Here is a 23,764-nt window from a genome sequence, read left to right on the forward strand (position 1 = left end):
TTCCCGCCCGGCACGCGGTCTCAGGCGGCCGCCTTCTTGACCCGGGTGGCCCAGGGGCCGACGAGGGCGAAGGGGCCGGGCTCCTCGAACACGAGGTCCTTGGAGAAGGCCGTCGCGGTCTGCGCCCACCACAGCGGCAGGTAGGGCAGATCGGCGGCGGCGGCCGTGACGGCGGTCATCAGCTGGGCGCCGCGCGCGGCCGGGTCGACGGTCTTCCGGGCGGTGGCCAGGGCCTTGTCGACGGCCTTGTTGGCGTAGTGCGGCAGGTTGGTCGGGGTGGCCCCGCTGTCCAGATAGGCGTTGGTCAGCTCCGCCGGGTCGCCGGTGACGGGGTAGTACCAGAGGAACTGGAGGGGCTTCTTGCCGGGCACCAGATCGGCGATCCACTGCTCCAGCGTGGTCTCCTTGACGTTCAGCGTGATGCCGAGTTCCTTCAGCGAGGCCGCCAGCGCCAGGGCCGCCTTGCCCAGCTGGGGTCCGCTGCTCGGGTACGTGAGGTCGACGGTGAAGCCGTCCTTGTGGGCGGACTTCGCGAGTTCCGCCCGGGCCAGGTCGAGGTCGAAGTCCCAGGCGGGGAGCTTGTCGTAGGCGGCCCCGACCGCGTCGGCGGTGAGCAGGTCGCCCCACATGTCGGGCGAGACGAGGGTGGCGGCCACCTCGGCCTTGCCGTGCAGGATGCCCTTGGTCATCCCGGCCCGGTCGGCCGCGTGGGCGAACGCCCTGCGCACGTGCACGTCGTCGAAGGGCGCCCGCGCGGTGTCGAAGGCGAGGGCCACCACGGAGCGGTCGCCGGTGTAGGTGACCCGGGCCTCGCGCTCCCAGCTGCGGGCCTCGTCGGACGGCAGGCTCAGCGCGCCGTCGACCGAGCCGGACTTCATGGCGACGAGCCGGGTCCCGGCGTCGGGGACGAACGACAGCTTCAGCGTGCGCACCGAGGGGCGGTCGCCCCACCAGTGGTCGTTGCGCTCCAGGGCGACGTGGTCGTCGGCGGCGAAGGACGTCACCCGGTACGGTCCCGACCCCAGCAGCAGCGTCTTCGGGGTGCCCACCTTGCCCTTGTTCCGGGTGAGGAACGCCTTGCTGCTGATCAGCAGGGTGCCGGGGGTCGGCGTCCAGGCGAAGGCCGCGTCGGGGTGCTTCAGCCGTACGGTGATCTCGCGGGCGCCGGTCGCCCGGACGGAGGCGACGTCGGCCCAGGCGTAGGCCAGTCCGCTGCCGGTGTCCCGGGCGGCGTCGACGGAGGCGAGCACGTCGTCGGTGGTGACCGGGGTGCCGTCGGAGAACTTCGCGTCACGGCGCAGGGTGTAGACGTACGTCGTGGCGTCGGGCTGCTTCCAGCTCTCGGCGAGACCGGGGCCGAGCTTGCCGGTGGGCCCGACCGAGAGCAGCGACTCCTGGGCCAGGCAGGCCACGACGTAGTTGAGGATGCCGGACTCGCGGCTGACGTCCAGGGTGGAGAGGGACGAGGGCAGCGCCAGGGTCAGCGTGCCGATCGGGGTGTCGGAGCCCCGGGCCGCGGTTCCGTCGGCCGGTTCCCCGCCCTCGGGCCGCTGCGGTGCACAGGCCGAGAGGATCGCGGAGAAGGCGAGCACACCGGCGCCCGCTCCCGCCGCGCGGAGCACTCCGCGCCGTCCGATCCGACCGTACTGTCCTGCGGGTTCCGCATGCATGGGAACAGCCCCTTCGTCCACATCGAGCGTCCACTGAGGACACCCAACTGGGCATGGAAGGTATACGCGAAACTTTGAGAGTGTCAAAGGAGTCCTAGGATTCGATCGAAACAGCCCCCTTTGATGTCTATTTGTCCGCTCTTGTCGGGGGCGGTGTCTCCCCTCGGCCGTCACCGCCCCCGATCCGGCCAAACTCCCGGCACACCGGGGTCCGCCCGGCCCCGCTCTGCGACCATGACCGGCGACCACCCCTGCCGAGGAGCGCAGCGTGCCCAAGCCCCACGTGAGTTCGGCCGTCATGACCCATCCCGTACGCCTCGCACAGGCCCAGGACCTCGCCACCCGGCTCCGGCTCGACGGCCTCGCCCTCGACCCGGACCCGCAGGGGCAGCCCTCCGCCCTGCGGACCGCCCTGGTGGCCTGGGCGGCGGTGGCTCCGGGGGCCGGCCACCACCTGGTCGTGCAGGACGATGTCGACGCCCCGGCCGAACTGCTGGAGATCGTGGGCCGGTCCGCCGCCCGGTTCCCCGACGAGGCCCTGGTCTTCTACACCAACTGGCACGCCCGCAACGGCGCCGCCGCCCGGCTCGCCGCCCTCGCGGGCGCCTCCTGGGTACGGGCCGTGCCGGACGAGTTCACGCCGTCCCTCGCCCTCTGCCTGCCGGTCGAAGGCGCCGCCGCGTTCCGCGCGTACGCCCGCGACAGCGCCGAGCGCCACGACGACGAACTGCTCTCCGCCTTCTTCCGGGGGCGCGGCCGGATGAGCCTGCTCGCCGTGCCGAACGTCGTCGAGCACATCGGCACGACGAGCATCAACGACCACGCGGCGCAGGGCATCCGGCTCGCCGCCTGCCCCACCTCCGCCGCCGACGCCGCACCGCTGCTGGACCGGGGGCGGGTCCTGGAGGAGCCGGGCTGGATCCCGTACATGCGGTACGGCGAGGGGTACGTCCGGCTCGTCGGGCAGGAGAACGGCGCCGACGGCGGACGCGGCCACCACCGCTGGCGCGACGCCCTCCCCGCGACCGGCCTCACCGAGGAGGCCGTACGGGCCCCGCGGATACCGAAGGACCTCGCGACGGAGGTGGCCCGGACCTTCGGCGACGCGTTCGCCGAGGAGCTGTGGATCCACTGCCTGCTCCTCGGGCGGCAGGCGGCCCGCGCCGCCCGAAGCCTGGGGCCGCTACCGGACGGTGTTCCCCCGGACGCGCTGGAGCGGCTGCGGCACTCCGCCGTCGCCACCGCCGGCCCGGCCGGCCTCCCGCCCGAACGCCGCCCCGAGGCGGGCCCGGACGAGGCCCGCGCGATGACCGCCCTGGCCTGGGCGGGCGTCCGCGCGGGCGAGTCGGTGGGTTAGCCGCCGGTCGCATCCCGGCGGACACGGCCCCGGACGCGTCCGCCGGGATGCGGGCTCGGGGTGTCCGGCGGGACGCGGGCTCGCCCTCGAACGCGACGCGGCACTCGAAGCCCTTGAGCCGACCGGCCGTCCGCCCCGTTCGCGCGGCGCCCACGGACATCCCCGGACGCGCCCGCGCGGCCGCCCGCACCGCTCAGGCCAGTTCCCGCAGGAGCGGCTCCGGGTCCGCGAGCAGGAACAGGTGACCGCCGTCGGGGACGGTACGCAACTCGGCCCCGGGGATCTGCGCGTGCGCCCAGCGCGCCACCTCGACGGGGACGTTGCCGTCCGCCTCGCCGTGGAGGAGGAGCGTCGGCACCGAGACCGAGCCCAGCGGGTCCGGCAGCGGACGGGAGTAGCCGGCGAGGTCGGTGACGGCCGCGTCCGCCCCCTGCCGCTGCCCCTCGGCCGTGTCCACCTCGGACAGCGCCCGGCAGGCGGGGTCGGCCATGATCAACCGGTCGGAGCGGGGCCAGGCGTCGAGGTTCGGCTCGTTCCTCGCCCTCCTGAAGACACCCTTCCCCGCGAGCATCCGCCGGGCGACCGCCGGGGCCCGGACGGCGACCAGGTTCACCAGTTTGACCAGCGGGATCCGGCGCGCGTACGCCTCGCGCGGAGCTCCGGGAACGGCGGCACAGGCGAGGATCAGCCTCGTCACCCGCTCGGGGAGCCGCTGGGCCGCCGACAGTGCGTACCCGCCGCCGCCCGAGATCGCCACGAGTACGGCCCGCTCGTGGCCGAGGTGGTCGAGCAGGGCCACGAAGTCGTCGTTCCAGCGGTGGAAGCCGCGACCGGGCACCGGGTCGGTCTCGCCGTACCCCGGACGGTCCGGGAAGACCAGGCGCACGCCCGCGTCCCTCGCCGCCTGCCACAGGGCGAGGCCCTCGTAGCGGCTGCCGGGGCTTCCATGGAGCACGATCACGGGCGGCGCGGCCGGGTCGCCGTAGGAGCAGTACGCGATGCGGCGCCCGCCCGGAACGGTCAGGTGGTGCGTCTCGGGCAGGTCGACCCGCGGCAGGTCGGCCGGGGAGGGGGTCATCGCCGGTCCTCGTGGGACACGGGGGTCGCGGCAGCGGCGGCGATTCCGCCGATGACGACGTCGAGGCCGAAGGCGAACCGGCGGTCGTAGTCGTGGTGATCCGCGAACACCGACGCGGCCCGGTGTTCCGGCGGAAGGTGGTGCAGTTCCAGATCGCCGCGGCCGAGACGGATCGCCACATGGCCGGTGACGAAGTCGTGCACGGTGCCGTACGCGTACACGGCGGCTTCCTCGTCGAGCCCCGCACCGCGCAGCGCCGCCACGAGCCGGAACGCGGTCTCGTCGGCACCGGGCCCGACCAGCGGGGCGCGGCGGTGCGCCTCAAGGATGACGGGGTGCCGCATGAGCAGGTCGTGGAGCGTGTTCGCGAAGACCCGGACGGTGCCGCGCCAGTCCTCCGGCCAGTCCACCGCCCGGGCCGCCTCGCCGACGATGCGGGACACCAGCGCGTGCTGGAGCGCGTCGACGCCTCCCGCCGTGCGGTGGATCGCCATGGGCGACACGCCCAACCGGTCGGCCAGCGCGCGGAAACTCACGGCGTCGAGCCCCTCGTCGTCGGACAGTTCGGTCGCCGCGTCCAGGATCGCGTCGAGTGTCACCGCCCGGGGGCGGCCGTTCTTCGGGGTGCTTGCCCTCTCGGTCACCATGCCCGCATCATATCGATACGCGTAACGAAACTTCAACGGGAGTACGGATGACGGAGTTGCACGACCTCACGGCCCTGGAACTGGCCGCCGCCTACGCACACGGCGACACGAGCCCCACCGAAGTCGTGGAGCACCTGCTGACCCGGATCGGCGACGGCGACCGGGTGGGAGCGTTCACCACCGTGTCGGCCGACCGGGCCCGTGCCGCCGCGGCCGAGGCCGAGCGTGTCCTGCGGTCGACGGATCGCGCCGGGCTGCCGCGCCTGTTCGGCGTGCCCACCGCGGTCAAGGACCTGGAAGCCACCGCGGGCGTGCGCACCACGCTGGGTTCCGCACTGTTCCGCGACTGGATCCCGGAGCACGACGACGAGATCGTCGACGTCATGGCCGACGCCGGGCTGATCAGCCTCGGCAAGACCACGGTTCCCGAGTTCGGGGCCGCCTGCTACACCGAGCCCGAGGTGTCCGCCCCGACGCGCAGCCCGTTCGATCTCAGCCGCAGCGCGGCGGGCAGCAGCGGCGGCGCGGCGGCCGCCGTCGGGGCCCTGTTGGTCCCGATCGCGCAGGGCAGTGACACCGCCGGTTCGATACGTTCACCCGCGAGTGCCTGCGGTGTGGTCGGCCTCAAGCCCAGCCGGGGACTCGTCACCGCGGGCCCGGCGGGCAACGACGGAATGGGCCTCTCCGTACGGGGGCCGATCGCCCGAACGGTACGCGACACCGCGGCGTTCCTCGACGCCCTGACCGGCCGCACCGGGGCCGGTACCGTGCATCCGCCCCGCTGCGACAGCTACGAGCGCGCGTGCGACGCGCCCGTACCACGGCTCCGGATCGCGCTCGCCCAGGGATCGGTCTCGGGCGGTCCCGTGGACCCCGAGGTCGCCGCGGCCGCGGAACTCACCGCCCGCACACTGGCCGGGCTCGGACACGACGTCTCCGCCCGGGACCAGGCACCGGACCCCGAGCTGACCGAGGCCTTCCAGATGATGTTCACGGCACTGGTCGGATCGAGGACCATGGCGCTCGACGCATCGTCCCTGCGGCCGATCGTCCGCCACCTCCGTTCCCGCTCGCAGGAGTTCACCTCGGGCGAGCTGGCCGCCTCGATCGGCACCGTCCAGGCCCGCGCCCGCGCCTGGGCGCTCGCCCACGCCGACGCGGACGTCGTGATCACTCCGACGGTGACGAACCCGCCGACGCTCATCGGCCAACTCCGCGACGACGCGGACCCGGCGGCGGAGCTGGCCGCGATGACCGCGTTCACGGGCAACACCGTCCTGGCGAACGCCACCGGCTTCCCGGCCATCAGCCTTCCGCTGGGCTGGAGTTCGCAGGGCCTGCCGCTCGGCGTCTCACTGACGGCCGACTGGGGGCGCGAGGACCTTCTGCTCGGCGTATCGGCCTCACTGGAGGAGGCCCTGCCCTGGGCCCACCGCTACGGAGAGCACGGCGTGGCATGAACCTCGACGGCGGACCGGCCCCGGCCCGTCCGGGAGCCGACTCGACCGGACGCCTTCGGACCGACAGAGGTGTTGTGCTGCCCGGATCGCACCGTCCAGCCCCCTCCCGCCCTTCCGGTCCGGCGGAACACGCCCTGGCGTGACGCTCACTCAAGTGCCAGGTACTCGGACGACGGGCTGCCCAGGTCGGGGCGCTCGGCCGCGTACCGGTCACCATGGATCGCGAGCATCGCCCAATGCCACGCCTCGTCATGGAAAACGAGCCCGCGGTACGGAGCGCCGGGGGCCTCGTACGGGTACCGGTCCAGAGCCGCCACCTCGGCCTGCTCCCGTGTCAGACCACCATGACGCCGCATCACCCACGCATAGCCGCGCCGCTCGGACCGCAGGCAGTCGAGATACTCCACCTCGTCCCACTCCACCCACCCCATGGCCCGCACCTTAGGCGGACTGCTCCATGAGGCGGAAACGGGATACGTCACGGACTGCGGGAGCCCGCGAAACCCCGATTCCGCCGTCGAGGGTTCGCCCGCAGGTCAGGGACGCGGGACGCTTCCCATGAAACCCTGAGCAGGGCAACGAGGTTGGACGACCACTGGTCAGCCAACGCAGAAGCTGCACACAGCCCTCGGGGGCGTACCAGAACTTTCCTGCCATTCGAGAGGGAGAGATTACGACGCTTATTTCTCGTATGACGGATTCAACGAAGTTGGACCAGAACAGCATCCTCGCTCGATAAACTCGCAGGTCACGAAGAGTGTTCCCCGCGCGTGCGGGGGTGGTCCCTTCATATCGTCGTCCTTAGAGCAGAGGGTTGATGTGTTCCCCGCGCGTGCGGGGGTGGTCCCCACCGGCCGTTGACGGCCCGCTCCACCGTGGAGTGTTCCCCGCGCGTGCGGGGGTGGTCCCCAGGCGGCCAGGTCCCCGCCGGCCTCGGCCGCGTGTTCCCCGCGCGTGCGGGGGTGGTCCCCAGACATACGCCAGCTTTAGCTCGGATGCCTTGCGTTCCTGCGCGTGCGGGGGTGGTCCGCGAACCGCCGACGTCGCATCGCAGCACCGCCTGGTTGCCGCGACCTCGCGGGACCGCCCCCGGCCCCGCCTACCGGACGGTGTGGGCGATCCACACCCCCGGCTCCCAGTACGCGGCGATGTCCCGGTCCCGGTCGACGTGGAGGGGGGCGAGGCCGCCGGGGAAGGTGTACTCGCCGGTCTCCGGGAGCGGCAGGCCCGTCCAGCTCTCCCATTCGGCGACCGTGCCGGTGATCCGGGAGGAGTGTGCGGAGGCTCCCGCGAGGGTGCCGCCCGCGCCGATCTGGGTCCGGATCCAGGGGTCGAACGGGGATCCGTCGTCCCGGGTCCATGACGCGTACCGTTCGATCGGCACCAGGGGGTAGCGGTCCTTCCAGGTGGGGCGCACCGGCACCAGGACGGTCCCGAGCCCGGCCCGCCGCGCGGTCTCCGTCATCGCGTCGAGCAACACCTTGGACAGGCCGCGTCCCTGGTGGTCCTCGGCGACCTCGATGCCGAGTGCGACGAGCGCGTCCGGGGCGCGGCCGGCGTCGCGGTCGGCGAAGGCGCGGGCGATCGAGTCGTCCAGGCCGGGGCCGAGGTCCGCCTCGGTGCCGTCCCAGGTGCGGGGCAGCGAGCGGCCGACGCCGGCGATCGCCTCGTGCTCGTCGTCGTACAGGAGGAACTGGAACTCCGGGAAGTCCTCGAACAGCCGGTTCCAGTAGTCGCCGTTGATGTCACCGTGCAGGTTGTACTCGGGCACCACTCCGGCGAACCGCTCGGGGATGCGGTCCCACAGTTCGGGCCGCTGCGAGTGGCGTACCAGGTCCAGGGGCATGGGTCCTCCTCAGCTGGCCGGGACCTCGACGTCCCAGACGACGACGATCGGGAGGCCGTCCCAGGCGGCGCGGGCCGCGTCCGCGATGAACTCCTCGTAACCGCCGGGCGCCAGGCTTCCGTTGAACAGGGGCTCGCGGCAGCCGCGCACCCGCAGCCCGGCCCGGCCGAAGGCGTCCAGGTAGTGGCTCGGCAGGTGGACGTGGTTGCGGACGAAGGCCAGTTCCTCGGAGCCGTGCACGAAGAGGCACTGGCCCTGGAGCGCGATCACGAAGGGGTGCAGGTCCGTGACGACGATCCGGCCGCCCGGCCGGACCACCCGGGCCAGTTCGGCCACGGCGGGGGCGATGTCGGGGAGGTGGGTCATCGCCAGCGAGCAGACGGCGAGGTCGACGGAGTCGTCGTCGACCGGCAGCCGCTCCAGGCGGCCCACCCGGTACTCGGCGTCCGGGGTGTGCTCGCGGGCCTTGGCGATCATGTGCGGCGACTGGTCGACGCCGATGACGCGGTGGCCGCGCGCGGCCAGGGTCCGGGTCTGGCGGCCGGTGCCGCAGGCGGCGTCGAGCGCCGTACCCGGTGCGAGGCCGTCGAGGATCGCGGCGACGACCGGCTCCTCCACCTCGATGTACGAGCTGGGCAGCGAGTCGTAGACCGCCGACCACGACGCGTACCCGGCGGCCGCGTCCAGCTCGCTGACCCGGGCGCCGCCGTCCGGAAGCTTCTCCCCGTCGGCGGCGAAGCGGCGCATGTCGGCGACCCGTTCGCGCAGGAAGGCCTCGTCACCGTCCACGGCGTTGCGCAGCAGCGCCAGCCCCTCGATACCCAGCACCAGTTCCCGTACACGGAATTCACCGCGGAATTCTTCACCCATGCGAGCCCCTCAGCGGTCGACGGACGGCCGTGTCATTTCCGGATTCCGCCCTACCCAGAAGAGCGGACGGAAAGTCCCGCCCCGCCACGCGTGACCGAAAACAGTGGATCGGGTGGCCTGTTGGCGGTGGCGTTGTCGGTCTCGGGGCGGCTGCCTAGCATGGCCGGCATGATTGAGGGATATCTCGGCCGTGAAAGTGTCACCGTCGGCGATGAAATGACGTTCCATCTCTCCACCGACGCCCCCCGATTCCGCCTCCGTTTCTACCGGCTCGGCAGCGAACTCGTCCTTGTCGGGGAATCCGGGGAGTTTCCCGGCTCCCGGCACGAGCCGCCCGCCCATCCCGACGGATTACCCGGGCTCGCCTCGCCCGCCGACGACTGGGGATGGCCGCCGCTCACCCTTCCCGTGCCCGGGGACTGGGAGCCGGGAATCCACCTGGTCGAATTCGTCGCATGCGGGCCGGGCCGCCCGGAGAGTCCGCCGCTTCTCGACCTCGCCGGGCTGGAGGGGCCCGCCCGGGAGTTCTTCGTCGTACGCCCCCGGGCCCCCGCCGGCCGCTCCCGCATCCTCTACAAGAAGTCGACCTTCACCCGGCACGCCTACAACCGCGCCGACCTGCCGGGGGCGGACCGGGGCGCCAGCCTCTACGACCATCCGGTGCACCGGGCCGGTGGCGGCGGCGAACCCCGAGGCCACAAGGTCGGCTTCCACCGCCCGGGGGGTGTGATCGACCTCGCCTACTGGGACGCGCCGTTCATCGGCTGGCTGGAGCGGAACGGCTACCCGGTCGAGTACTGCACCGACCTCGACCTGCACGAGGACCCCGCCCTGCTCGACTCCTACGACCTCCTGCTCAGCGTGGGCCACGACGAGTACTGGAGCGCGGAGATGCGCGAGCACGCCGAGCGGTTCGTCCGGGGCGGCGGGAACATCGCCTTTCTCAGCGCCAACACCTGTTGGTGGCGGGTGCGTCCGACGGACGGGAACACCGCTTTCGTCTCCGACACCGATCACCATGTCGGCGAGGAATATCCGCACCTGCCGGCCACCGACCAGTGGTGGGTGCCCGCTCCGGACGGGGTCGGCCGCCCGGAGAACACCCTGACCGGGGTGAGTTTCCGCAACGGCGGAATGTGGCCCGCCACCGAATGGCCGGGCGACCGGCCGCGCGTCGGATACACCGTGCAGCACGCCGGTCACTGGCTCTACGAAGGCACCGGCCTGCGCGACGCGTCCGGCGGCGGAACACCGGACCGGCTGGGGGCCGGAACACCGCTCATCGGATACGAATGCGACGGAGCGGCGTACTTCCGCGACGCGGACGGAATAGCCCGCGCCACCGGCGAGGACGGAACTCCCGAATCCTTTCTCATTCTCGGGATATACGTCCTCGATCCGGTGCACGGGAATTTCCACGACGGCAAGCCGGGGCACTGGAACGTTCCGGTGCGCGAGCCGTCCGTCCGCAGCCCGCGCGCCGCCACCATGGGCCTCTACACCGCGGGCGGCACCGTCTTCACCGCGGGCACCACGGACTGGCCCGTGGTCTGCGGGCACGAGCAGGACCCGGCCGTCGTGCGCGTCACCCGCAACCTCCTGGACCGGCTGCGCCACCGGGGTCCAGCAGTGGAATGAGGCCGGGCAGCGACGTGATCCGCGCCGCCCCTTCGGGCAGGGGCGGCGCGGCCTCCCGTACCGCCCGGTCGGGCCGGTGCAGATGGACCGCGCGCATCCCCGCCGCCAGCGGGCCGAGCACATCGGGCGTCCACATGTCGCCGACGAACAGCACCCGTCCGGGCGGCAGCCCGCACCGCTCGGCCACGGTGCGGTAGATCAGCGGGTGCGGTTTGCGGGCGCCCGTCCGCGCGGAGCCCACCACCACGTCCACCAGACCGTCGATGCCGGTCTCGGCGAGGCACTCCTCCAGGTTCCAGAACCAGTTGGAGCAGACCCCGACCAGCAGCCCGCGCTCCCGCAGCCGGGCGAGAACGCCGGGCACGTCCGGGTAGAGCGCGAGCCGGACCGCCTTCATCGCCGCGTCCAGCTCGGCGACCAGGCCGTCCAGCTCCCCCTCCGGCACTCCGCAGCCCCGGGCCCGCCGCCGCAGCCGGTCCCGCTCCCAGGTGACGTACGCGGTCTCGTCGGCCGAGTGCGCCAGATGCTCCTCGCCCTCGGCGGGGCCCACCGACCACTGGTCGCCCCAGAGTTCGCCCTGTTCGGACAGGCCCCGGCGGGCGAAGATCGCGCGGTGGTCCGGCGGGAGGGGCTCGACCATCCGCACCAGCGTCCCGTAGAAGTCGAGGACGACCGCCCCGGTCCCGCCCCCGCCCGCCGCCGCCATCCCTAGAACCGGCCGTACCGGCGCGGGAAGTAGTCCTGGAGGGAGCCGTCCCGTTCGATGTCGACGGTCGCGCAGTGCAGCCCGCCGCCGAACGGGCCGACCGCCCGGAACGGCACCGGCACGATCTCGAAGCCGTAGGAGGAGAGCTGCTCGGCGAGGCGCACCTCCTTCTCCTCCACGCACAGGGTGTTCTCGTCGAGGTTCAGCATGTTCCCGGCGAGCCAGGGGCTGCAGAACGACAGCTTCGGCGGGTGGTCCCAGCTGGCGGGCTGCACCGCCTCCACGATCTCCCAGTCGTTCAGCTTGAAGAACTCCATCAGCTCGGCGTCGGCCAGCCGCTCCCCGCAGTGCAGCACCAGACCGGGCCGCAGCGGCACCCAGGTCGCGTCGATGTGCAGCGGATGGGTGTTGGTCGAGGTCACCGCGTGCACCCGGTGGTCGGGGAAGTGGCGGCGCAGCCAGTCGTAGCCGCTGCGGTTGGTGACGAACGACAGCTGGACGAAGAGGTCCTTGCCGAACCGGGCCACGTCCGCGGCGTCGAAGAGCGGCTCCGCCTCGGTGAGCACCAGGTCGTAGTCGCGGACCCGGGCCAGCTGCACCTCGGTGGGCAGCTCGTTGTACGTGTCCCAGAACCCGGTCCTGTACGAGGCGTCCGTGAGCCGGGGTTTGGGCGCCGCCTCCCAGCGCATCCGGTCGTCGGCGTCGAACAGTTCCTGGAGCAGCGGCCGGTAGCAGAGGTACTCGAACCAGCGGCTGCGGTACGACATGGTCGCTTCGAGGACCTCGTTGCCGACGGTGAGCAGGAGGTCCCTGGGCGGCATGCAGCCGAACATGGAGTCGTGCTCCCACTCCGGCGTGGAGACCCGCTGGGTGAAGTCGACCGGGGTGGGGCGGTCCACGCGGATGCCGCGCCGTCGCAGCATCTCGGAGAAGTCGTCGAGCTGCTGGTCGGCCTCGGCCACCATGTCCGCCGGCATGGGGCCGTGGGTGCCGAGCGGGAAGCCGTCGTCGGGGTAGTCGCGGCGCACCGCGTGCTCGGGGGCCTGCACCACGGTGCCCTCCGCGCGGCCGACGATCACATGGCGCAGGGGGTCCCACCCGTTCCAGGCGTTGACCCGTACGGGGCGTTCGGAGCCGGCGGGAGCGGTGGCCCCGGAGGAGGCGGGGTCGGTGGACGCGGTGGTGCTCTGCTCGGTCACGTACAAGCCCTTCGATCGGGGTCGTGGGGTGCCGCAGGGGCCAAACTGCGGGCATCGCGCCGTCACCGTCAAGAGCCGTCCGGCTACCGAACGTGCCATTCGCGTCAACGTGGCCGGAGTACGGCTGTCGCCGCCGGGGCGGGATTCGGCATCGGCGCAGCACAGCCGGGGAGCGCGCGGTCCTCCGCTCGGGGCGCACCGTTGTCTTCCGGCCGAAACTCCGCGCCGTGGCGGGGTGTCCCGGTCGCCGGGGTAGTGATGAAGACCGTCGCAGCAGTCCCGTACGTCCCCCACGAATCCCGCACGGAGGAACTCATGACATCGCGTCTGCCCCGCCGATCCGGGATTCTGGGTGCATTGTTGCTGTTGGCGCTGACGGGCTGTTCCTCGGGCGGGGGCGACTCCTCGGGAGGGTCAGGGGGCGGTGGTGGTCTGACGGTGTGGCTGACCGTGGACGCCAAGGAGAGCTGGCCGGAGATGGTCGCCGACGCCAACCGGCGGTTCACGGCGAAGCACCCGGGCGTGAAGGTCGCCGTCCAGTACCAGCAGTGGACGACGAAGAACCAGAAGCTCGACGCCGTCCTCGCCGGGCGAAACGTTCCGGACGTGGTGGAGATGGGCAACAGCGAGACCACCAACTACCTGGTCAACGGGGCGTTCGCGTCGCTGGACCCGAAGTCGTTCGAGCGGTCCGGGCAGTGGCTGCCCGCGCTGGCCGACGCCTGTCGCCTCGACGGGAAGACGTACTGCGTGCCTTACTACGCGGGGGCGCGCGTCGGGGTCTACCGCACCGACTACTTCAAGGCGAGCGGGATCACCCGCGCCCCGCGCACCTACCCGGAGCTGATCTCCGACCTGGACCGGCTGAAGGCGAAGTACGGGGCCGACGACCCGCGTTTCTCGGCGCTCTACCTGCCCGGCCGGTACTGGTCGGCGGCGATGGCCTTCGTGAAGGACGCGGGCGGCGAGATGGCGGTGGAGAAGGACGGCCGCTGGCAGGGGGCGCTCTCCTCGCCCAAGTCGGTCGCCGGGCTCACCACCTGGAAGAAGCTGATGGACGACTACTACGTCGGCGACCGGGCGAAGGACAACGGCGACGAGCCGGCCGTGGTCGGGCAGGGCAAGGTCGGGGTCTTCTACGGGAACACCTGGGAGGCCGAGGCCGCCGCCGACGCCCGCTCCGGGGGCGATCCGGCCCTCAAGGGCAAGTTCGCCACCTTCGCCTTCCCCGGCCCGTCCGGGAAGCTGCTCCCGCCGTTCCTCGGGGGCTCCACGCTGGCCGTCCCCGCGAAGTCGAAGAACCAGGAGCTGGCCGCCGAATGGATCCGGCTCTTCACCGACGGCGAGTCGCAGCGGAAGCTGATCGCCGCCAACACGCTCCCGAACAACACCGTGCAACTCGCCGACGTGGCCGCCGGGGGCGTCAACGGCCCGGCCGCCCAGGCGGCCACCCGCGGCTGGGTCACCCCGCTCGCTCCGGGCTGGACCGCGGTGGAGAAGTCCAACATCCTGCCCGAGACGCTGGAGCGCATCGCCACCGGGAAGGCGTCCGTCCAGGACGCGACGCGCGAGGCGGACCGCAGGATCGACGCGGTGATCAATGAGCGCTGATCCGCCCGGCCGCGGGCGGCGCCGCCCCCTGCCCTATCTGCTGATCGCTCCCGCGTTCCTGTCCCTGCTGGTGGTGCTGGCCTATCCGCTCGCGGACATGGTGGCCCTGGCCTTCCAGGACATGACCCGCAAGGAGCTGTTCAGCGGGCAGGCGCCGCCGTGGGCCGGTCTCGGCCAGTTCCGGACGATCCTCGGCGACGGGTTCTTCTGGACGGTGGTGGCCCGCACCGCCCTGTTCACCGTCGTCTGCGTCACCCTCACGATGCTGCTCGGCCTGTTCGTCGCGCTGCTGATGCGGCGTACGTCGGCCTGGGTGCGGGCGGTCCTGGCCGGGGTGCTGGTCGCCGTGTGGGCGATGCCGGTGATGGTGGCCGCGGCCGTCTTCCGCTGGCTCTTCGACACGGACTACGGGGTGGTCAACTGGCTGCTGTCGACGCTGCCCGGCGTCGACCTCTCCCGGCACAACTGGTTCACCGACCCGTGGCAGGGCTTCGCCGTGATCGTCGCGGTGGTCGTCTGGGGGGCGCTGCCGTTCGCCGCGGTCAGCCTGCACGCGGCGCTCACCCGGATCCCCGCGGAGCTGGAGGAGGCCGCGCTGATCGACGGCGCCCGGCCCGGCCAGCTCTTCCGGTTCGTCACCTTCCCGTCGATCAAGCCCCTGTTCGTGATGGTCACCACCCTGATGGCGATCTGGGACTTCGGGGTCTTCAACCAGATCTGGCTGATGCGCGGCGGGCAGCCGGAGCGGGAGTACTACCTCCTCGGCGTCTACTCCTTCATCGAGTCCTTCGCCGTCAACCGCTACAGCGCCGGAGCCGCCATCGCCCTGGTCACCGTGCTGCTGCTGCTCGCGGGCGCGGTCGTGTACCTGCGGCAGATGCTGCGGCTGGGGGAGGTCGAATGAGCCGGGCACGCACCGGGCGGCGGACGGCCGGGGTACGGCGCCACCGCCTCCGCCACGACCTGCTCGGCCTGCTCACCGCCGCCGTCCTCGGCTTCCCCGTCTACTGGATGGTGCTCACCGCGTTCCGGCCCGCGAGCGAGATCCTCGGTGTGCCGCCCGAGTTCTGGCCGAGCCACCCCACGCTCGACAACTTCACCCGCGCCATGGGCACGGCGGACTTCTGGGCCAACGTCCGCTCCAGCGCCGTCATCGGCCTGGGCACCGTCCTGGTCTCGCTGCTGGTCGGCACCCTCGCCGCGTTCGCCCTGGCCCGGTTCCGGTTCGCCGGGCGCAAGGCGTTCGTCCTGGTGATCCTCACCGTCCAGATGATTCCGCTCGCCGCCCTGATCATCCCCGTCTACCTGCTGCTCAACGACGCCGGTCTCACCGACAGCCTGGGCGGGGTGATCCTCGTCTACCTCGTCTTCACCCTGCCGTTCACCGTGTGGATGCTGCACGGCTTCATCGTCGCGATCCCGGTGGAGCTGGAGGAGGCGGCGATGGTCGACGGCTGCGGCCGGCTCGGGGCGTTCGTCCGGGTCGTCCTGCCGCTGCTCGCCCCGGGACTCGTCGCCACCTCCGTCTTCGCGATGGTGCAGGCGTGGAACGAGTACGTCCTCGTCTACGTGCTGCTGTCCACCCCGGAGAAACAGACCGTCAGTATCTGGCTGGTCTCCTTCCAGACCAGTTTCGGCACCGACTACGGAGGGCTGATGGCGGGCGCCACGCTCACCGCGCTGCCCGTCGTGGTCTTCTTCCTCGCCGTCCAGCGCAAGATCGCCGCGGGGCTGGCCACCGGAGCGGTCAAGGGCTGAGCGAGGGGGCCGGCGGATGGGTGCGGACGTCGCAGCCATCCGCCGGACACCCCCATGCCCTGCCGGGACCGGTGCGCCCCGCGACGACACCCGTACACCCCGCAGAGGAGAACCCTGTGACGCACGACCGCCTCGATCTCGTCTCCAAGCTGTACCAGCCCACCGACTGGCCCCGGGTCGTCCAAGCCGCCTCGGGCGAGCCGTCGGCCGCACCGCTCGTCGTGGACCTCGACCCGACCACGTTCTGCGACCTGGCCTGCCCCGAGTGCATCAGCGGAAAGCTCCTCAACCAGGGCCGGTTCACCCCGGAGCGGCTCGCCTCGCTCGCCGAGGAGCTGGTCGGCCTGTCCGTGCGGGCGGTGGTCCTCATAGGCGGCGGGGAACCGCTCGCCCACCGCGGCACCCGCAAGGTGTTACGCATCCTCGGCGAGGCGGGCCTGGCCATCGGGGTCGTCACCAACGGCACGATGATCCAGCAGAACCTCGCCGAGCTCGCCCGGTACGCCAGCTGGGTCCGGGTCTCCGTCGACGCGGGCACCGCCGAGACGTACGGGCTGTTCCGGCCCGACCGCAAGGGCCGCAGCGTCTTCGACAAGGTGATCGGCAACATGCGGCTGCTGGCCGCCGAGAAGAAGGGCGCCCTCGGCTACTCCTTCCTGGTGATGTCGCGTCAGGAACCGGGCGGGCCGACCGTGACCAACCACCACGAGGTGGGGCGGGCGGCCGAACTCGCCCACGACATCGGCTGCGACTACTTCGAGACCAAGGCCATGTTCGACGACGACCACCACATCGTGCAGGTCCCCGGCGAGATGCTGGAGTCCGTGGACCGCCAGCTCGCCGAGGCCGCCCGGCTGGAGAGCGACCGCTTCCAGCTCGTCAACTCCTCCACCCTCACCTCGCTGCGCGGCCACGTCGGCGCCGTACAGCCCAAGGCGTACGACCGCTGCCGGGTCGCCGAACTCCGCACGCTGATCACGCCGTCCGGGGTGTACGTGTGCTCCTACCACCGGGGCAACCCGCTCGCGAGGATCGGGGACGCGGTCACCGACGACCTCGCCGACATCTGGCGGGACGCGGACCGCCGGGGCATCGTCGACCCGAGCCGGGACTGCCGGTTCCACTGCGCGCGGCACCGCTCCAACCTGGAGCTGGACCGCATCGCCGACGGAACCGGCGAGCCCCCGCTCACGGAGGACTACGACCCCTTCATCTGACCTCCCACCGCGACCGGCTCCGGGTCCCGCCGAATACCCGGAGCCGCCGCGGCGGGCACCACCCGGGCCCCCGGGTGCGCGGTGCGCAGCGCCGCCGCGAGCCGGGCCGCCGTCTCCTCCAGCGCGTCCGCCCGGCAGACGCCGACCAGCGCACCGCCCCCGCCGGCCCCGCTGAGCTTCAGCGGCAGGCCGGCGGAGCGGAGCGCGAGGGCCCGCAGCTCCTCCAGGAGCGGTGTCGACATCCGCTGGTGGTCGCGCATGGCCGCGTGGGCGTCGGACATCGCGGCCCCGAGCGCCGCCAGGTCCCGGCCCCGCAGCGCCTCCCACACCCGGCCCGACGCCGCGTCGGCGGCGGCCCGGTAGGCGGCCAGCACCGGATCGCCCGCGGCGAGCTGCGCCCGGACGTCCCGGATGTGGTGGCGGGTGTCCTTGCGGGTGCCGGAGTCCACGACGAGCACCCGCCACTCCTCGGGGAGGTCGAGGCGGTCCCGTACGGCGGGGAGCCCCTCCTCCCGGCCGTCGATGAGGAGCGCGCCGCCCTCGACGACCGCGAGGTGGTCCATGCCGCCCCCGTTGAAGACGGCGAACTCGAACTCGTACGCCCACCGGGTGACCGTGGCGTCCGGGACCCGCTCGCCGGGCACGGCGTGGTCCGCGTACGCCCGGAACAGGGCCACGATCCGCGCCGTGGACGAGGACAGTCCGCTCGCCGCGGGCGCCTGGCTGCGCACGGTCACCGCGGGCGGGCGCGGGGCGAGCCCGGCCAGCCGCCCGCGCAGGAACGCCCACACCTCCCGCTGCCAGCCGTCCGCGGGCCCGTCGTCGGGCGCGGGGCCGGGCCGCACCTCCACGGTCGTCGTCAGGGAGAGGGCGAGGCTCACCGAGCGGCCCCCGCCGAGCCAGTCCAGGTCCTCCCCGGACAGGCAGGCCCGGCAGGGCACCTCGGCACGTATCGGATCCGTGGCGTTCACCGGGCCTGGAACCTTCCTTCCGCACGGTAGGTCTCGTACATGGACAGCACCACCTCCGTGGGCGGGTGCAGGGGGCGGGGCGGGGCGTCGAGCGGCCGGAAGGCGGCCCGGCGCACCTCGTCGGCACCGGGGGCCAACTCCCCCGACCAGCGCCGGGCGGTGAAGCAGAGCGCGAAGCAGTGCGTCACGTCCCCGTTGGGGTAGGTGAGGGTGTGCACCCGGGGGTCGGAGAGCGTCCCGAACGCCTCCAGGTCCTCCCGCGCCACCCGCAGACCGGTCTCCTCGGCGAGTTCACGGACGGCGGCGTCGGCGAAGTCGCCGTCCTCCTCGCAGGCACCGGCCGGCAGCTCCCAGACCCCGGTGTCCGCGCGCTGCTGGAACAGCCCGCGGCCCGCCCCGTCGACCAGCAGCACCTGTGCGCCGGGCACCAGCAGCTTGCGGGAGCCGACCCGCTGACGCAGTGACCAGATGTGGGAACCGGTGTAGCCCATGGTGTGCGTGTCGCCTCCGTCGCCGCCGGTGCGCCCCGTGGGGGCCGTCGGTGCGCAGCGTGTCACGCCCGGTCCGCCTCCTCGTACTCCTCGGCCAGCCAGCGTGGCGTGGCCTCCGGGGTAGCCAGCAGCCAGCGCACGTACCGGTCCACGCCCTCCTCGACGCCGATCCGGGCCTGCCAGCGCAGGAGTTCGCGGGAGCGCGCGGTGTCGGCGTAGCCGCCGAGCGGGTCGCCCTCGGGGCGCGGGGTGACGATCCGCCGGGCGCCGGGGAAGTACGGGGCGATCAGGTCGGCGACCTCGCGGACCGCGGTGGGGCGGCCGGTGCCGACGTTCACGGTCCGTTCGGCCATCTGCTCCTCGATCAGGGCGAGCGCGGTGGCCTCGGCGATGTCGTCGACGTGGACCAGGTCGCGGACCTGGTTCCCGCCGCCGTTGAGCCGCATGGGGCGGCCGAGGCGGGCCTGGAGCGAGAGCCAGGGCACCATCCAGGAGTGGCTGCCCGGCTTGGGTATCTGGGGCTCGCCGTAGACGGAGAAGTAGCGCACCACCGCGTACTCGGTGCCGGCCTGGGCACCGAGCATCAGCCGGGTCTGGTGCTCCGCCCAGAGCTTGCCGTTGGCGTAGACGGAGACCGGGCTGAGCGGCATGTCCTCGTGGAAGACCTGCGGCCCCTCGACGTCCGGGTCGCCGTTGCCGTACACCGACGCGGAGGAGACGAGGACCAGGCGCCGGACGGGGAAGCGGGCGGCCTGCTCCAGGACGACCTGGGTTCCCTCGACGTTGGCGCGGAAGGCGATGTCGGGGCGGCGGGTGCAGGCCGCGACGTCGGCGTAGGCGGCCGCGTGGACCACGAAGTCGGCGTCCTTCAGCAGGGCTCCGACGGTGTCGGCGTCCCGGACGTCCCCGACGACGAGCCGGGCGCCGCTGCGCGCGGTGCCGAAGGTCTCGTGGCCGGTGCCGGGGTAGGCGTCCATCCGGTCCAGGGCGGTGACGACGGCCCCGGCGCCGTGCAGCAGGCGGACCAGCCTGCTGCCGACGAGTCCGCCGCCACCGGTCACGACGATCCGGGCGTCACGGAGTTTGCCGAGGCGGGAGTGGACGGACTCGTCGCCGCCGGTCCGCTGCGAAAGGGGTAACGCGGGCATGGCAAGCCTCTTTCTGCGTCGGGGAGAGTGGGGTACGCGGCGCTCGGGCCCCGGGCTCCGGCGCATACCGGCCCCAGCATTCCCGGGCCCGCCGTCCGTCTGCCAGAGGGCCGTTTCGGCACTCTTGCGGGCCGTCCGCGCCGCCCGTACTGTCCGAATCCGGCTGGCGGATCCGGGCCCCGCGGGGTGTCCGGTGCGGGCCGGGCCGGTTCGGACCCAGGGAGGACCTATGGCACGCCCACGGCTCAGCGCGGTGGTCATGACCCACCCCAGACGCCGGGCGGCGGCCGAGGAACTGGCCCTGAGCGTGGACGGCGGCCTCTTCCGGGTCGTCATGGACCCCGACCCCACCGGCACCCCGTCGGTGCTGCGCACCGCGCTCGCCGCCTGGTCCTCGATCGAGGAGGGGGCCACCCATCAGTTGGTGGTCCAGGACGACATGGTGTTGTCCGAAACCTTCCTGGACCGGGTGCGGTCCGCCGTCGAGGAACTGCCGGACGCGGCGCTGGCCCTGTTCGCGCTCTGGGACTCGCGCAACGGGGCGGCGGTCCGGATGGGGGCGATGGCGGGCGCCCGCTGGGTCGGCGCGGTCAACGAGTACTTCCCGTGCGTGGCGATCGTGCTGCCCCGCCGGGTCGCCGAGGGATTCGTCGCGTACGGGCGGCAGCGGCTCGGCGGCTGGCCGGACGACATCCTGATGCACCGCTACCTCACCGCCCGGGGCGTGCCGCGCTATGTCGCGGTGCCCAATCTCGCCGAGCACGAGGACCGCGGCTCGATCTCCGGGAACGCCTTCCGGGGCCCGCGCCGCTCGGTCTGCTTCGTCCCCGGCGACCTGCCCGGCGAGGAGGGCCGGACACTGACCGGCCTGTCGGTGGTGCCGTTCTTCAAGCACTCGGTGGCGCAGTGCGCGGTACGGGTCGCGGGGCCCGGCCCCGAGCGGTGGCTGCATCTGGACACCGAGCAGTACCTGCGCGGGGCCGGGCTGCCGGACACACTGCTGCGCCCGCCCGGTGCCGGACAGCCCGGACCGGACGTGCGGGGGACCTGGCTGACCGCCCTGGCCATGGGGTTCGAGGCCGCCCGCACCGGGCTCGGCGCCCCGCCCGGCTCGTCGGCGGCGTACGCGGAGTCGGTGGCGACGATCGGCACCGGCGGCATCAGCAACAGCAGCACCGAGGAGCACCTCGCGCACCGTCGCGCGCCCCTGGCCGAGGTGGCGCACCGGGCGCTCGAAGCCGGGCGGGAGGCCGCCGACGGCCGGCGCTCACCCGGGCGGCGGCCGGGCGGTCCCGTCTGGCACGGGGCGGCGAACCCGCTCGGGGAGCATCTCGTGCGCAGGCTGGCCGATCTGTCGGAGCGGTCCGCCGCGGTGATCGACCTGACCGCGCTCGACTCCCCCGAGCCCCGGGTCACGGTCCGCCCGCCGGACGAGCCGGTCCCGTACACGCTGCACGTGGGCGAGGTGTACGGTCCCGGCTGTTCGCGCCGCTCCCCCATCGGCCGGATGGTGTGGGACGCGCTGCGCAGTCGGCCGGTGGTGGCCGAGGGCGACCCGGACGCGGAGGTGTGGCCGGTGTACGTGACCGACCTCGCCGACGCGATCGCGGTGGTGCTGCGCACCCGGCCCCGGGAGCGCGGGTTCGCGGTCGTGCCCGAGAAGCCGTGCACGGCCTCGGAGTTGGCGCAGGCGGTGCACGACGCCGTGCGGCCCGTGCCGGTGCGGCCGGAGCCCGGCGCCCGGCCCGGGTGGCGGCGCCCGGTGGCGGCTCCGCTCCCGGCGGGCTGGGCTCCCGCCACCGGGCGGGCGCGCGGGCTGCACGCCTTCGCCCAGTGGCTCGCCTACGAGGAGGTGCCCGAGGACTCCGGCCTGCCGTCACCGGCCGGGGACGGGCCGGCCGGTTCGTCCAGGACCAGTTCGGGGTCGTAGAGCTCCATCCAGGCGGCCAGGTCCAGGGCGCGTTCCAGGCCGCGCCGGGAGGCGGCGGTGATCTGCGGTGCGTGGCGCTCGGCGGCTTTACGGAGCCGGTCCCGGTCGACGAGTTCGAAGACGCGGTGGTCGGGGTCGGCGAGGAGCGCGCGGGCGTGTTCCTGGAGGGCGACGGCGTACTTGGGGTCCTGGGTGGAGGGGTAGGGGCTCTTGACCCGGTCGTACACCGAGCGGGGCAGTACGTCGGCGGCGGCCTCGCGCAGCAGGCTCTTCTCCCGGCCGTCGAAGGACTTGAGGGCCCAGGGCGCGTTGTAGACGTACTCGACGAGCCGGTGGTCGCAGAACGGCACCCGGACCTCCAGGCCGACCGCCATGCTCGCGCGGTCCTTGCGGTCGAGCAGGACGCGGACGAAGCGGGTGAGGTGGAGGTGGCAGATCCGGCGCATCCGGTACTCGAAGTCGCTCTCGCCGTCGAGCCGTTCGATGTCGGCGACGGCGGTGCGGTAGCTGTCCTGGATGTATCCGCCGAGGTCCAGGGCCTCGCCGAGGTCGGGGCGGAGAACGTTGGCGTCGTCGCCGAAGTGTTCGGCCATCCGCACCAGCCAGGGGAAGGTGTCGGCGGTGCGGGCCTTCTCGTCGAAGAACTGGAGGTAGCCGCCGAAGACCTCGTCGGCGGACTCGCCGGACAGGGCGACGGTGGAGTGCTCGCGGATGGCCCGGAAGAGCAGGTAGAGCGAGGAGTCCATGTCGCCGAGGCCCATCGGCAGGTCGCGGGCCCGGATCATCCTGGCCCGTACCTCGGGGTCGGCGAGGGTGTCGGGGTCGAGCACGATGTCCTGGTGGAGGGTGCCGGACTGCCGGGCCACGTCGTGGACGAACGGGGTGTCGGGGGTGGTGCGCAGTTCGTCGGCGACGAAGTTCTCGGTGCGTCCGACGAAGTCGACGGCGAAGGTGCGGACCTTCTCGCCGGTCTCGGCGAGCTGCCGGGCGGCGAGCGCGGTGACCGTCGAGGAGTCGAGCCCGCCGGAGAGCAGGACGCACCGGGGTACGTCGGAGACCAGCTGGCGGCGGACGATGTCGTCGAGGAGCGCGCGGACGGTGGCGACCGTGGTGTCCCGGTCGTCGGTGTGCGGGCGGGTCTCCAGCTTCCAGTAGACGCGGGTGCGCAGTCCGGAGCGGTCCACGGTGACGACCGTGCCGGGCTCCACCTCGTACATGCCGTCCCAGACGGCGTGGCCGGGGGTCTTGACCATGGTGAAGAGTTCGCGCAGCCCGTCGAGGGTCACCCGGGGGCGGGCCAGCGGGTTGGCGAGGATCGCCTTGGGCTCCGAGCCGAACAGGACCCCGTCGGGCGTCGGCCAGTAGTAGAAGGGCTTGACGCCCATCCGGTCGCGGATCATGACGAGCCGGTCGTGGCGGCCGTCCCAGATCGCGAAGGCGTACATGCCGTTCAGCCGCTCGGCGAGGTGCTCCCCCCACTCCAGGTAGCCGCGGAGCACCACCTCGGTGTCCGAGTCGGTGGTGAACCGGTGTCCCCGTGCGATCAGCTCCTCGCGGAGCTCGGTGTAGTTGTACGCCTCGCCGGAGTAGACGAGCGCGACCGCGCCCTCGGGGGTGCCGGCGCTCATGGGCTGGCGCCCGCCGGGCAGGTCGATGATCGCGAGCCGCCGGTGGCCGAGCGAGGCGTGCGGGGCGTTCCAGACGCCCTGGTCGTCCGGGCCCCGGCAGGACATCGTCTCCGTCATCGCTTCCACTGCCGTGACCTGCTCGGCCGCCCGTAGATCGCGGTCGAAGGAGACCCAGCCGACTATGCCGCACATGCGCGTCCTCCTGATCCGGTCCGTCCCGGACCGCCCGCACGCACGGCGCCGCCCCTCTCGTGGGCGGGCCGGACGACGGTGGCCGGCAGAACCAGTTGTATTCAGCAGCTATATGACGAGCGTCTGCCTGTGTCCGCCTGCGGTCAACACGAGTGCCACCGGTCCACGGGGTGGCGTCGGCTGCTTTCGGCCGCGGTTTCCCGCTTCGTAAAGCGTTCGTATACGGCCGCCGGACCTCCGCGACCCTTCCGAGCACGGCTTTCGCGCCCGGCGGGCGGGCGGTATTCGGCCACGGGCAAATTCTTGCCCAACCAGGTCGGCGGCTCCCCCGCGCGGCCTCGCGCCGG

20 protein-coding genes and 1 CRISPR repeat array are annotated in these 23,764 nt (G+C 72.8%); of the genes, 8 read left to right on the top strand and 12 right to left on the bottom strand.

The features are described 5' to 3' along the window. Window positions 1-20 precede the first annotated feature (20 nt). Complete coding sequence (locus tag ACIQGQ_RS22830; RefSeq protein WP_402398466.1) at window positions 21-1,670, bottom strand: ABC transporter substrate-binding protein; 1,650 nt, start codon at window positions 1,668-1,670, stop codon at window positions 21-23. A 268-nt stretch (window positions 1,671-1,938) separates the two neighbouring features. Between ACIQGQ_RS22830 and ACIQGQ_RS22835 the strand changes: the two genes are divergently transcribed. Continuing rightward, on the top strand, window positions 1,939-3,027 hold the full coding sequence (locus ACIQGQ_RS22835; protein ID WP_402398467.1) for a hypothetical protein: 1,089 nt from the start codon (window positions 1,939-1,941) through the stop codon (window positions 3,025-3,027). Window positions 3,028-3,220: 193 nt separating this feature from the next. Here ACIQGQ_RS22835 and ACIQGQ_RS22840 read toward each other — a convergent pair whose 3' ends face one another. After that, window positions 3,221-4,105: an alpha/beta fold hydrolase gene (locus tag ACIQGQ_RS22840; protein ID WP_402398468.1), complete on the bottom strand. Its 885-nt coding sequence runs from the start codon at window positions 4,103-4,105 to the stop codon at window positions 3,221-3,223. Then, on the bottom strand, window positions 4,102-4,752 hold the full coding sequence (locus tag ACIQGQ_RS22845; protein WP_402398469.1) for a TetR/AcrR family transcriptional regulator: 651 nt from the start codon (window positions 4,750-4,752) through the stop codon (window positions 4,102-4,104). The genes ACIQGQ_RS22840 and ACIQGQ_RS22845 overlap by 4 nt, the downstream gene beginning before the upstream one ends. A gap of 47 nt (window positions 4,753-4,799) precedes the next feature. On the opposite strand from ACIQGQ_RS22845, the gene ACIQGQ_RS22850 reads away from it, so the two are divergent. Then, window positions 4,800-6,212, top strand: coding sequence for an amidase (locus ACIQGQ_RS22850; protein WP_402398470.1), 1,413 nt, complete (start codon window positions 4,800-4,802; stop codon window positions 6,210-6,212). Between the two features lie 146 nt (window positions 6,213-6,358). Here the strand turns inward: ACIQGQ_RS22850 and ACIQGQ_RS22855 are convergent, their stop codons facing one another. The 3 genes from ACIQGQ_RS22855 to ACIQGQ_RS22865 form a co-directional block, all read right to left on the bottom strand. Further along, window positions 6,359-6,643: a hypothetical protein gene (locus ACIQGQ_RS22855; RefSeq protein ID WP_402398471.1), complete on the bottom strand. Its 285-nt coding sequence runs from the start codon at window positions 6,641-6,643 to the stop codon at window positions 6,359-6,361. 326 nt (window positions 6,644-6,969) lie between these two features. Next, a CRISPR array of direct repeats spans window positions 6,970-7,243; the repeat unit is 31 nt; unit sequence GTGTTCCCCGCGCGTGCGGGGGTGGTCCCCA. A gap of 68 nt (window positions 7,244-7,311) precedes the next feature. After that, a complete protein-coding gene (locus ACIQGQ_RS22860) occupies window positions 7,312-8,058 on the bottom strand; it encodes a GNAT family N-acetyltransferase (protein WP_402398472.1) in 747 nt (248 codons plus the stop codon). Window positions 8,059-8,067: 9 nt separating this feature from the next. Then, window positions 8,068-8,928, bottom strand: a complete 861-nt coding sequence (locus ACIQGQ_RS22865; RefSeq protein ID WP_402398473.1) for a class I SAM-dependent methyltransferase — start codon at window positions 8,926-8,928, stop codon at window positions 8,068-8,070. Window positions 8,929-9,096: 168 nt separating this feature from the next. Here ACIQGQ_RS22865 and ACIQGQ_RS22870 point away from each other — a divergent pair, with 168 nt between their 5' ends. Then, window positions 9,097-10,566 carry a N,N-dimethylformamidase beta subunit family domain-containing protein gene (locus ACIQGQ_RS22870; RefSeq protein WP_402398474.1) on the top strand — a complete coding sequence of 490 codons (1,470 nt, stop codon included), beginning with the start codon at window positions 9,097-9,099 and terminating at the stop codon, window positions 10,564-10,566. Here the strand turns inward: ACIQGQ_RS22870 and ACIQGQ_RS22875 are convergent. Both ACIQGQ_RS22875 and ACIQGQ_RS22880 read right to left on the bottom strand, forming a co-directional pair. Further along, window positions 10,514-11,272: an HAD family hydrolase gene (locus ACIQGQ_RS22875; RefSeq protein ID WP_402398475.1), complete on the bottom strand. Its 759-nt coding sequence runs from the start codon at window positions 11,270-11,272 to the stop codon at window positions 10,514-10,516. The two genes, ACIQGQ_RS22870 and ACIQGQ_RS22875, sit on opposite strands and share 53 nt — an antisense overlap. Window positions 11,273-11,274: 2 nt before the next feature. After that, window positions 11,275-12,471 (bottom strand): serine/threonine protein kinase, encoded by a 1,197-nt coding sequence (locus ACIQGQ_RS22880; RefSeq protein ID WP_402398476.1) that lies wholly within the window; start codon window positions 12,469-12,471, stop codon window positions 11,275-11,277. A 438-nt stretch (window positions 12,472-12,909) separates the two neighbouring features. Here ACIQGQ_RS22880 and ACIQGQ_RS22885 point away from each other — a divergent pair, with 438 nt between their 5' ends. The 4 genes from ACIQGQ_RS22885 (at window position 12,910) to ACIQGQ_RS22900 (ending at window position 17,057) form a co-directional block, all read left to right on the top strand. Then, complete coding sequence (locus ACIQGQ_RS22885; RefSeq protein ID WP_402398477.1) at window positions 12,910-14,082, top strand: extracellular solute-binding protein; 1,173 nt, start codon at window positions 12,910-12,912, stop codon at window positions 14,080-14,082. Then, window positions 14,072-14,986: a carbohydrate ABC transporter permease gene (locus tag ACIQGQ_RS22890; protein WP_402398478.1), complete on the top strand. Its 915-nt coding sequence runs from the start codon at window positions 14,072-14,074 to the stop codon at window positions 14,984-14,986. The genes ACIQGQ_RS22885 and ACIQGQ_RS22890 overlap by 11 nt, the downstream gene beginning before the upstream one ends. Next, window positions 14,983-15,840, top strand: a complete 858-nt coding sequence (locus tag ACIQGQ_RS22895) for a carbohydrate ABC transporter permease (protein ID WP_402398479.1) — start codon at window positions 14,983-14,985, stop codon at window positions 15,838-15,840. Before ACIQGQ_RS22890 ends, ACIQGQ_RS22895 begins: the two co-directional genes overlap by 4 nt. Window positions 15,841-15,956: 116 nt before the next feature. Next, entirely contained in the window at window positions 15,957-17,057 is a 1,101-nt protein-coding gene (locus tag ACIQGQ_RS22900; RefSeq protein ID WP_402398480.1) for a radical SAM/SPASM domain-containing protein, read from the top strand. Here the strand turns inward: ACIQGQ_RS22900 and ACIQGQ_RS22905 are convergent. From ACIQGQ_RS22905 to ACIQGQ_RS22915, 3 genes are read right to left on the bottom strand one after another with little or no spacing between them, the layout of a single operon-like run. After that, window positions 17,039-18,028 (bottom strand): galactokinase, encoded by a 990-nt coding sequence (locus ACIQGQ_RS22905; protein ID WP_402398481.1) that lies wholly within the window; start codon window positions 18,026-18,028, stop codon window positions 17,039-17,041. The genes ACIQGQ_RS22900 and ACIQGQ_RS22905 overlap by 19 nt on opposite strands. Continuing rightward, window positions 18,025-18,585, bottom strand: coding sequence for an NUDIX domain-containing protein (locus ACIQGQ_RS22910; RefSeq protein ID WP_402398482.1), 561 nt, complete (start codon window positions 18,583-18,585; stop codon window positions 18,025-18,027). The genes ACIQGQ_RS22905 and ACIQGQ_RS22910 overlap by 4 nt, the downstream gene beginning before the upstream one ends. Further along, the gene (locus ACIQGQ_RS22915; RefSeq protein ID WP_402398483.1) at window positions 18,582-19,667 is read right to left on the bottom strand and encodes an NAD-dependent epimerase/dehydratase family protein; all 1,086 of its coding nucleotides are present in this window, start codon (window positions 19,665-19,667) and stop codon (window positions 18,582-18,584) included. The genes ACIQGQ_RS22910 and ACIQGQ_RS22915 overlap by 4 nt, the downstream gene beginning before the upstream one ends. A gap of 229 nt (window positions 19,668-19,896) precedes the next feature. Between ACIQGQ_RS22915 and ACIQGQ_RS22920 the strand changes: the two genes are divergently transcribed. Continuing rightward, complete coding sequence (locus ACIQGQ_RS22920) at window positions 19,897-21,597, top strand: hypothetical protein (RefSeq protein WP_402398484.1); 1,701 nt, start codon at window positions 19,897-19,899, stop codon at window positions 21,595-21,597. Here ACIQGQ_RS22920 and asnB read toward each other — a convergent pair. Continuing rightward, window positions 21,510-23,417, bottom strand: coding sequence for an asparagine synthase (glutamine-hydrolyzing) (asnB, locus tag ACIQGQ_RS22925; protein ID WP_402398485.1), 1,908 nt, complete (start codon window positions 23,415-23,417; stop codon window positions 21,510-21,512). The genes ACIQGQ_RS22920 and asnB overlap by 88 nt on opposite strands. Window positions 23,418-23,764: the final 347 nt, after the last annotated feature.

Source organism: Streptomyces sp. NPDC092952 (assembly GCF_044754785.1).
In the GTDB taxonomy this organism is placed as follows: Bacteria; Actinomycetota; Actinomycetes; order Streptomycetales; family Streptomycetaceae; genus Streptomyces.

Excerpts from the sequence above, each read along its gene's own strand:
- ACIQGQ_RS22920 (WP_402398484.1), top strand. The coding sequence starts at position 19,897 with ATGGCACGCCCACGGCTCAGCGCGGTGGTCATGACCCACCCCAGACGC.
- ACIQGQ_RS22895 (WP_402398479.1), top strand. The coding sequence starts at position 14,983 with ATGAGCCGGGCACGCACCGGGCGGCGGACGGCCGGGGTACGGCGCCAC.
- ACIQGQ_RS22890 (WP_402398478.1), top strand. The coding sequence starts at position 14,072 with ATGAGCGCTGATCCGCCCGGCCGCGGGCGGCGCCGCCCCCTGCCCTAT.
- ACIQGQ_RS22840 (WP_402398468.1), bottom strand. The coding sequence starts at position 4,105 with ATGACCCCCTCCCCGGCCGACCTGCCGCGGGTCGACCTGCCCGAGACG.
- ACIQGQ_RS22875 (WP_402398475.1), bottom strand. The coding sequence starts at position 11,272 with ATGGCGGCGGCGGGCGGGGGCGGGACCGGGGCGGTCGTCCTCGACTTC.
- ACIQGQ_RS22850 (WP_402398470.1), top strand. The coding sequence starts at position 4,800 with ATGACGGAGTTGCACGACCTCACGGCCCTGGAACTGGCCGCCGCCTAC.
- ACIQGQ_RS22845 (WP_402398469.1), bottom strand. The coding sequence starts at position 4,752 with ATGGTGACCGAGAGGGCAAGCACCCCGAAGAACGGCCGCCCCCGGGCG.
- ACIQGQ_RS22915 (WP_402398483.1), bottom strand. The coding sequence starts at position 19,667 with ATGCCCGCGTTACCCCTTTCGCAGCGGACCGGCGGCGACGAGTCCGTC.
- ACIQGQ_RS22870 (WP_402398474.1), top strand. The coding sequence starts at position 9,097 with ATGATTGAGGGATATCTCGGCCGTGAAAGTGTCACCGTCGGCGATGAA.
- ACIQGQ_RS22855 (WP_402398471.1), bottom strand. The coding sequence starts at position 6,643 with ATGGGGTGGGTGGAGTGGGACGAGGTGGAGTATCTCGACTGCCTGCGG.
- ACIQGQ_RS22865 (WP_402398473.1), bottom strand. The coding sequence starts at position 8,928 with ATGGGTGAAGAATTCCGCGGTGAATTCCGTGTACGGGAACTGGTGCTG.
- ACIQGQ_RS22860 (WP_402398472.1), bottom strand. The coding sequence starts at position 8,058 with ATGCCCCTGGACCTGGTACGCCACTCGCAGCGGCCCGAACTGTGGGAC.
- ACIQGQ_RS22830 (WP_402398466.1), bottom strand. The coding sequence starts at position 1,670 with ATGCATGCGGAACCCGCAGGACAGTACGGTCGGATCGGACGGCGCGGA.
- asnB (WP_402398485.1), bottom strand. The coding sequence starts at position 23,417 with ATGTGCGGCATAGTCGGCTGGGTCTCCTTCGACCGCGATCTACGGGCG.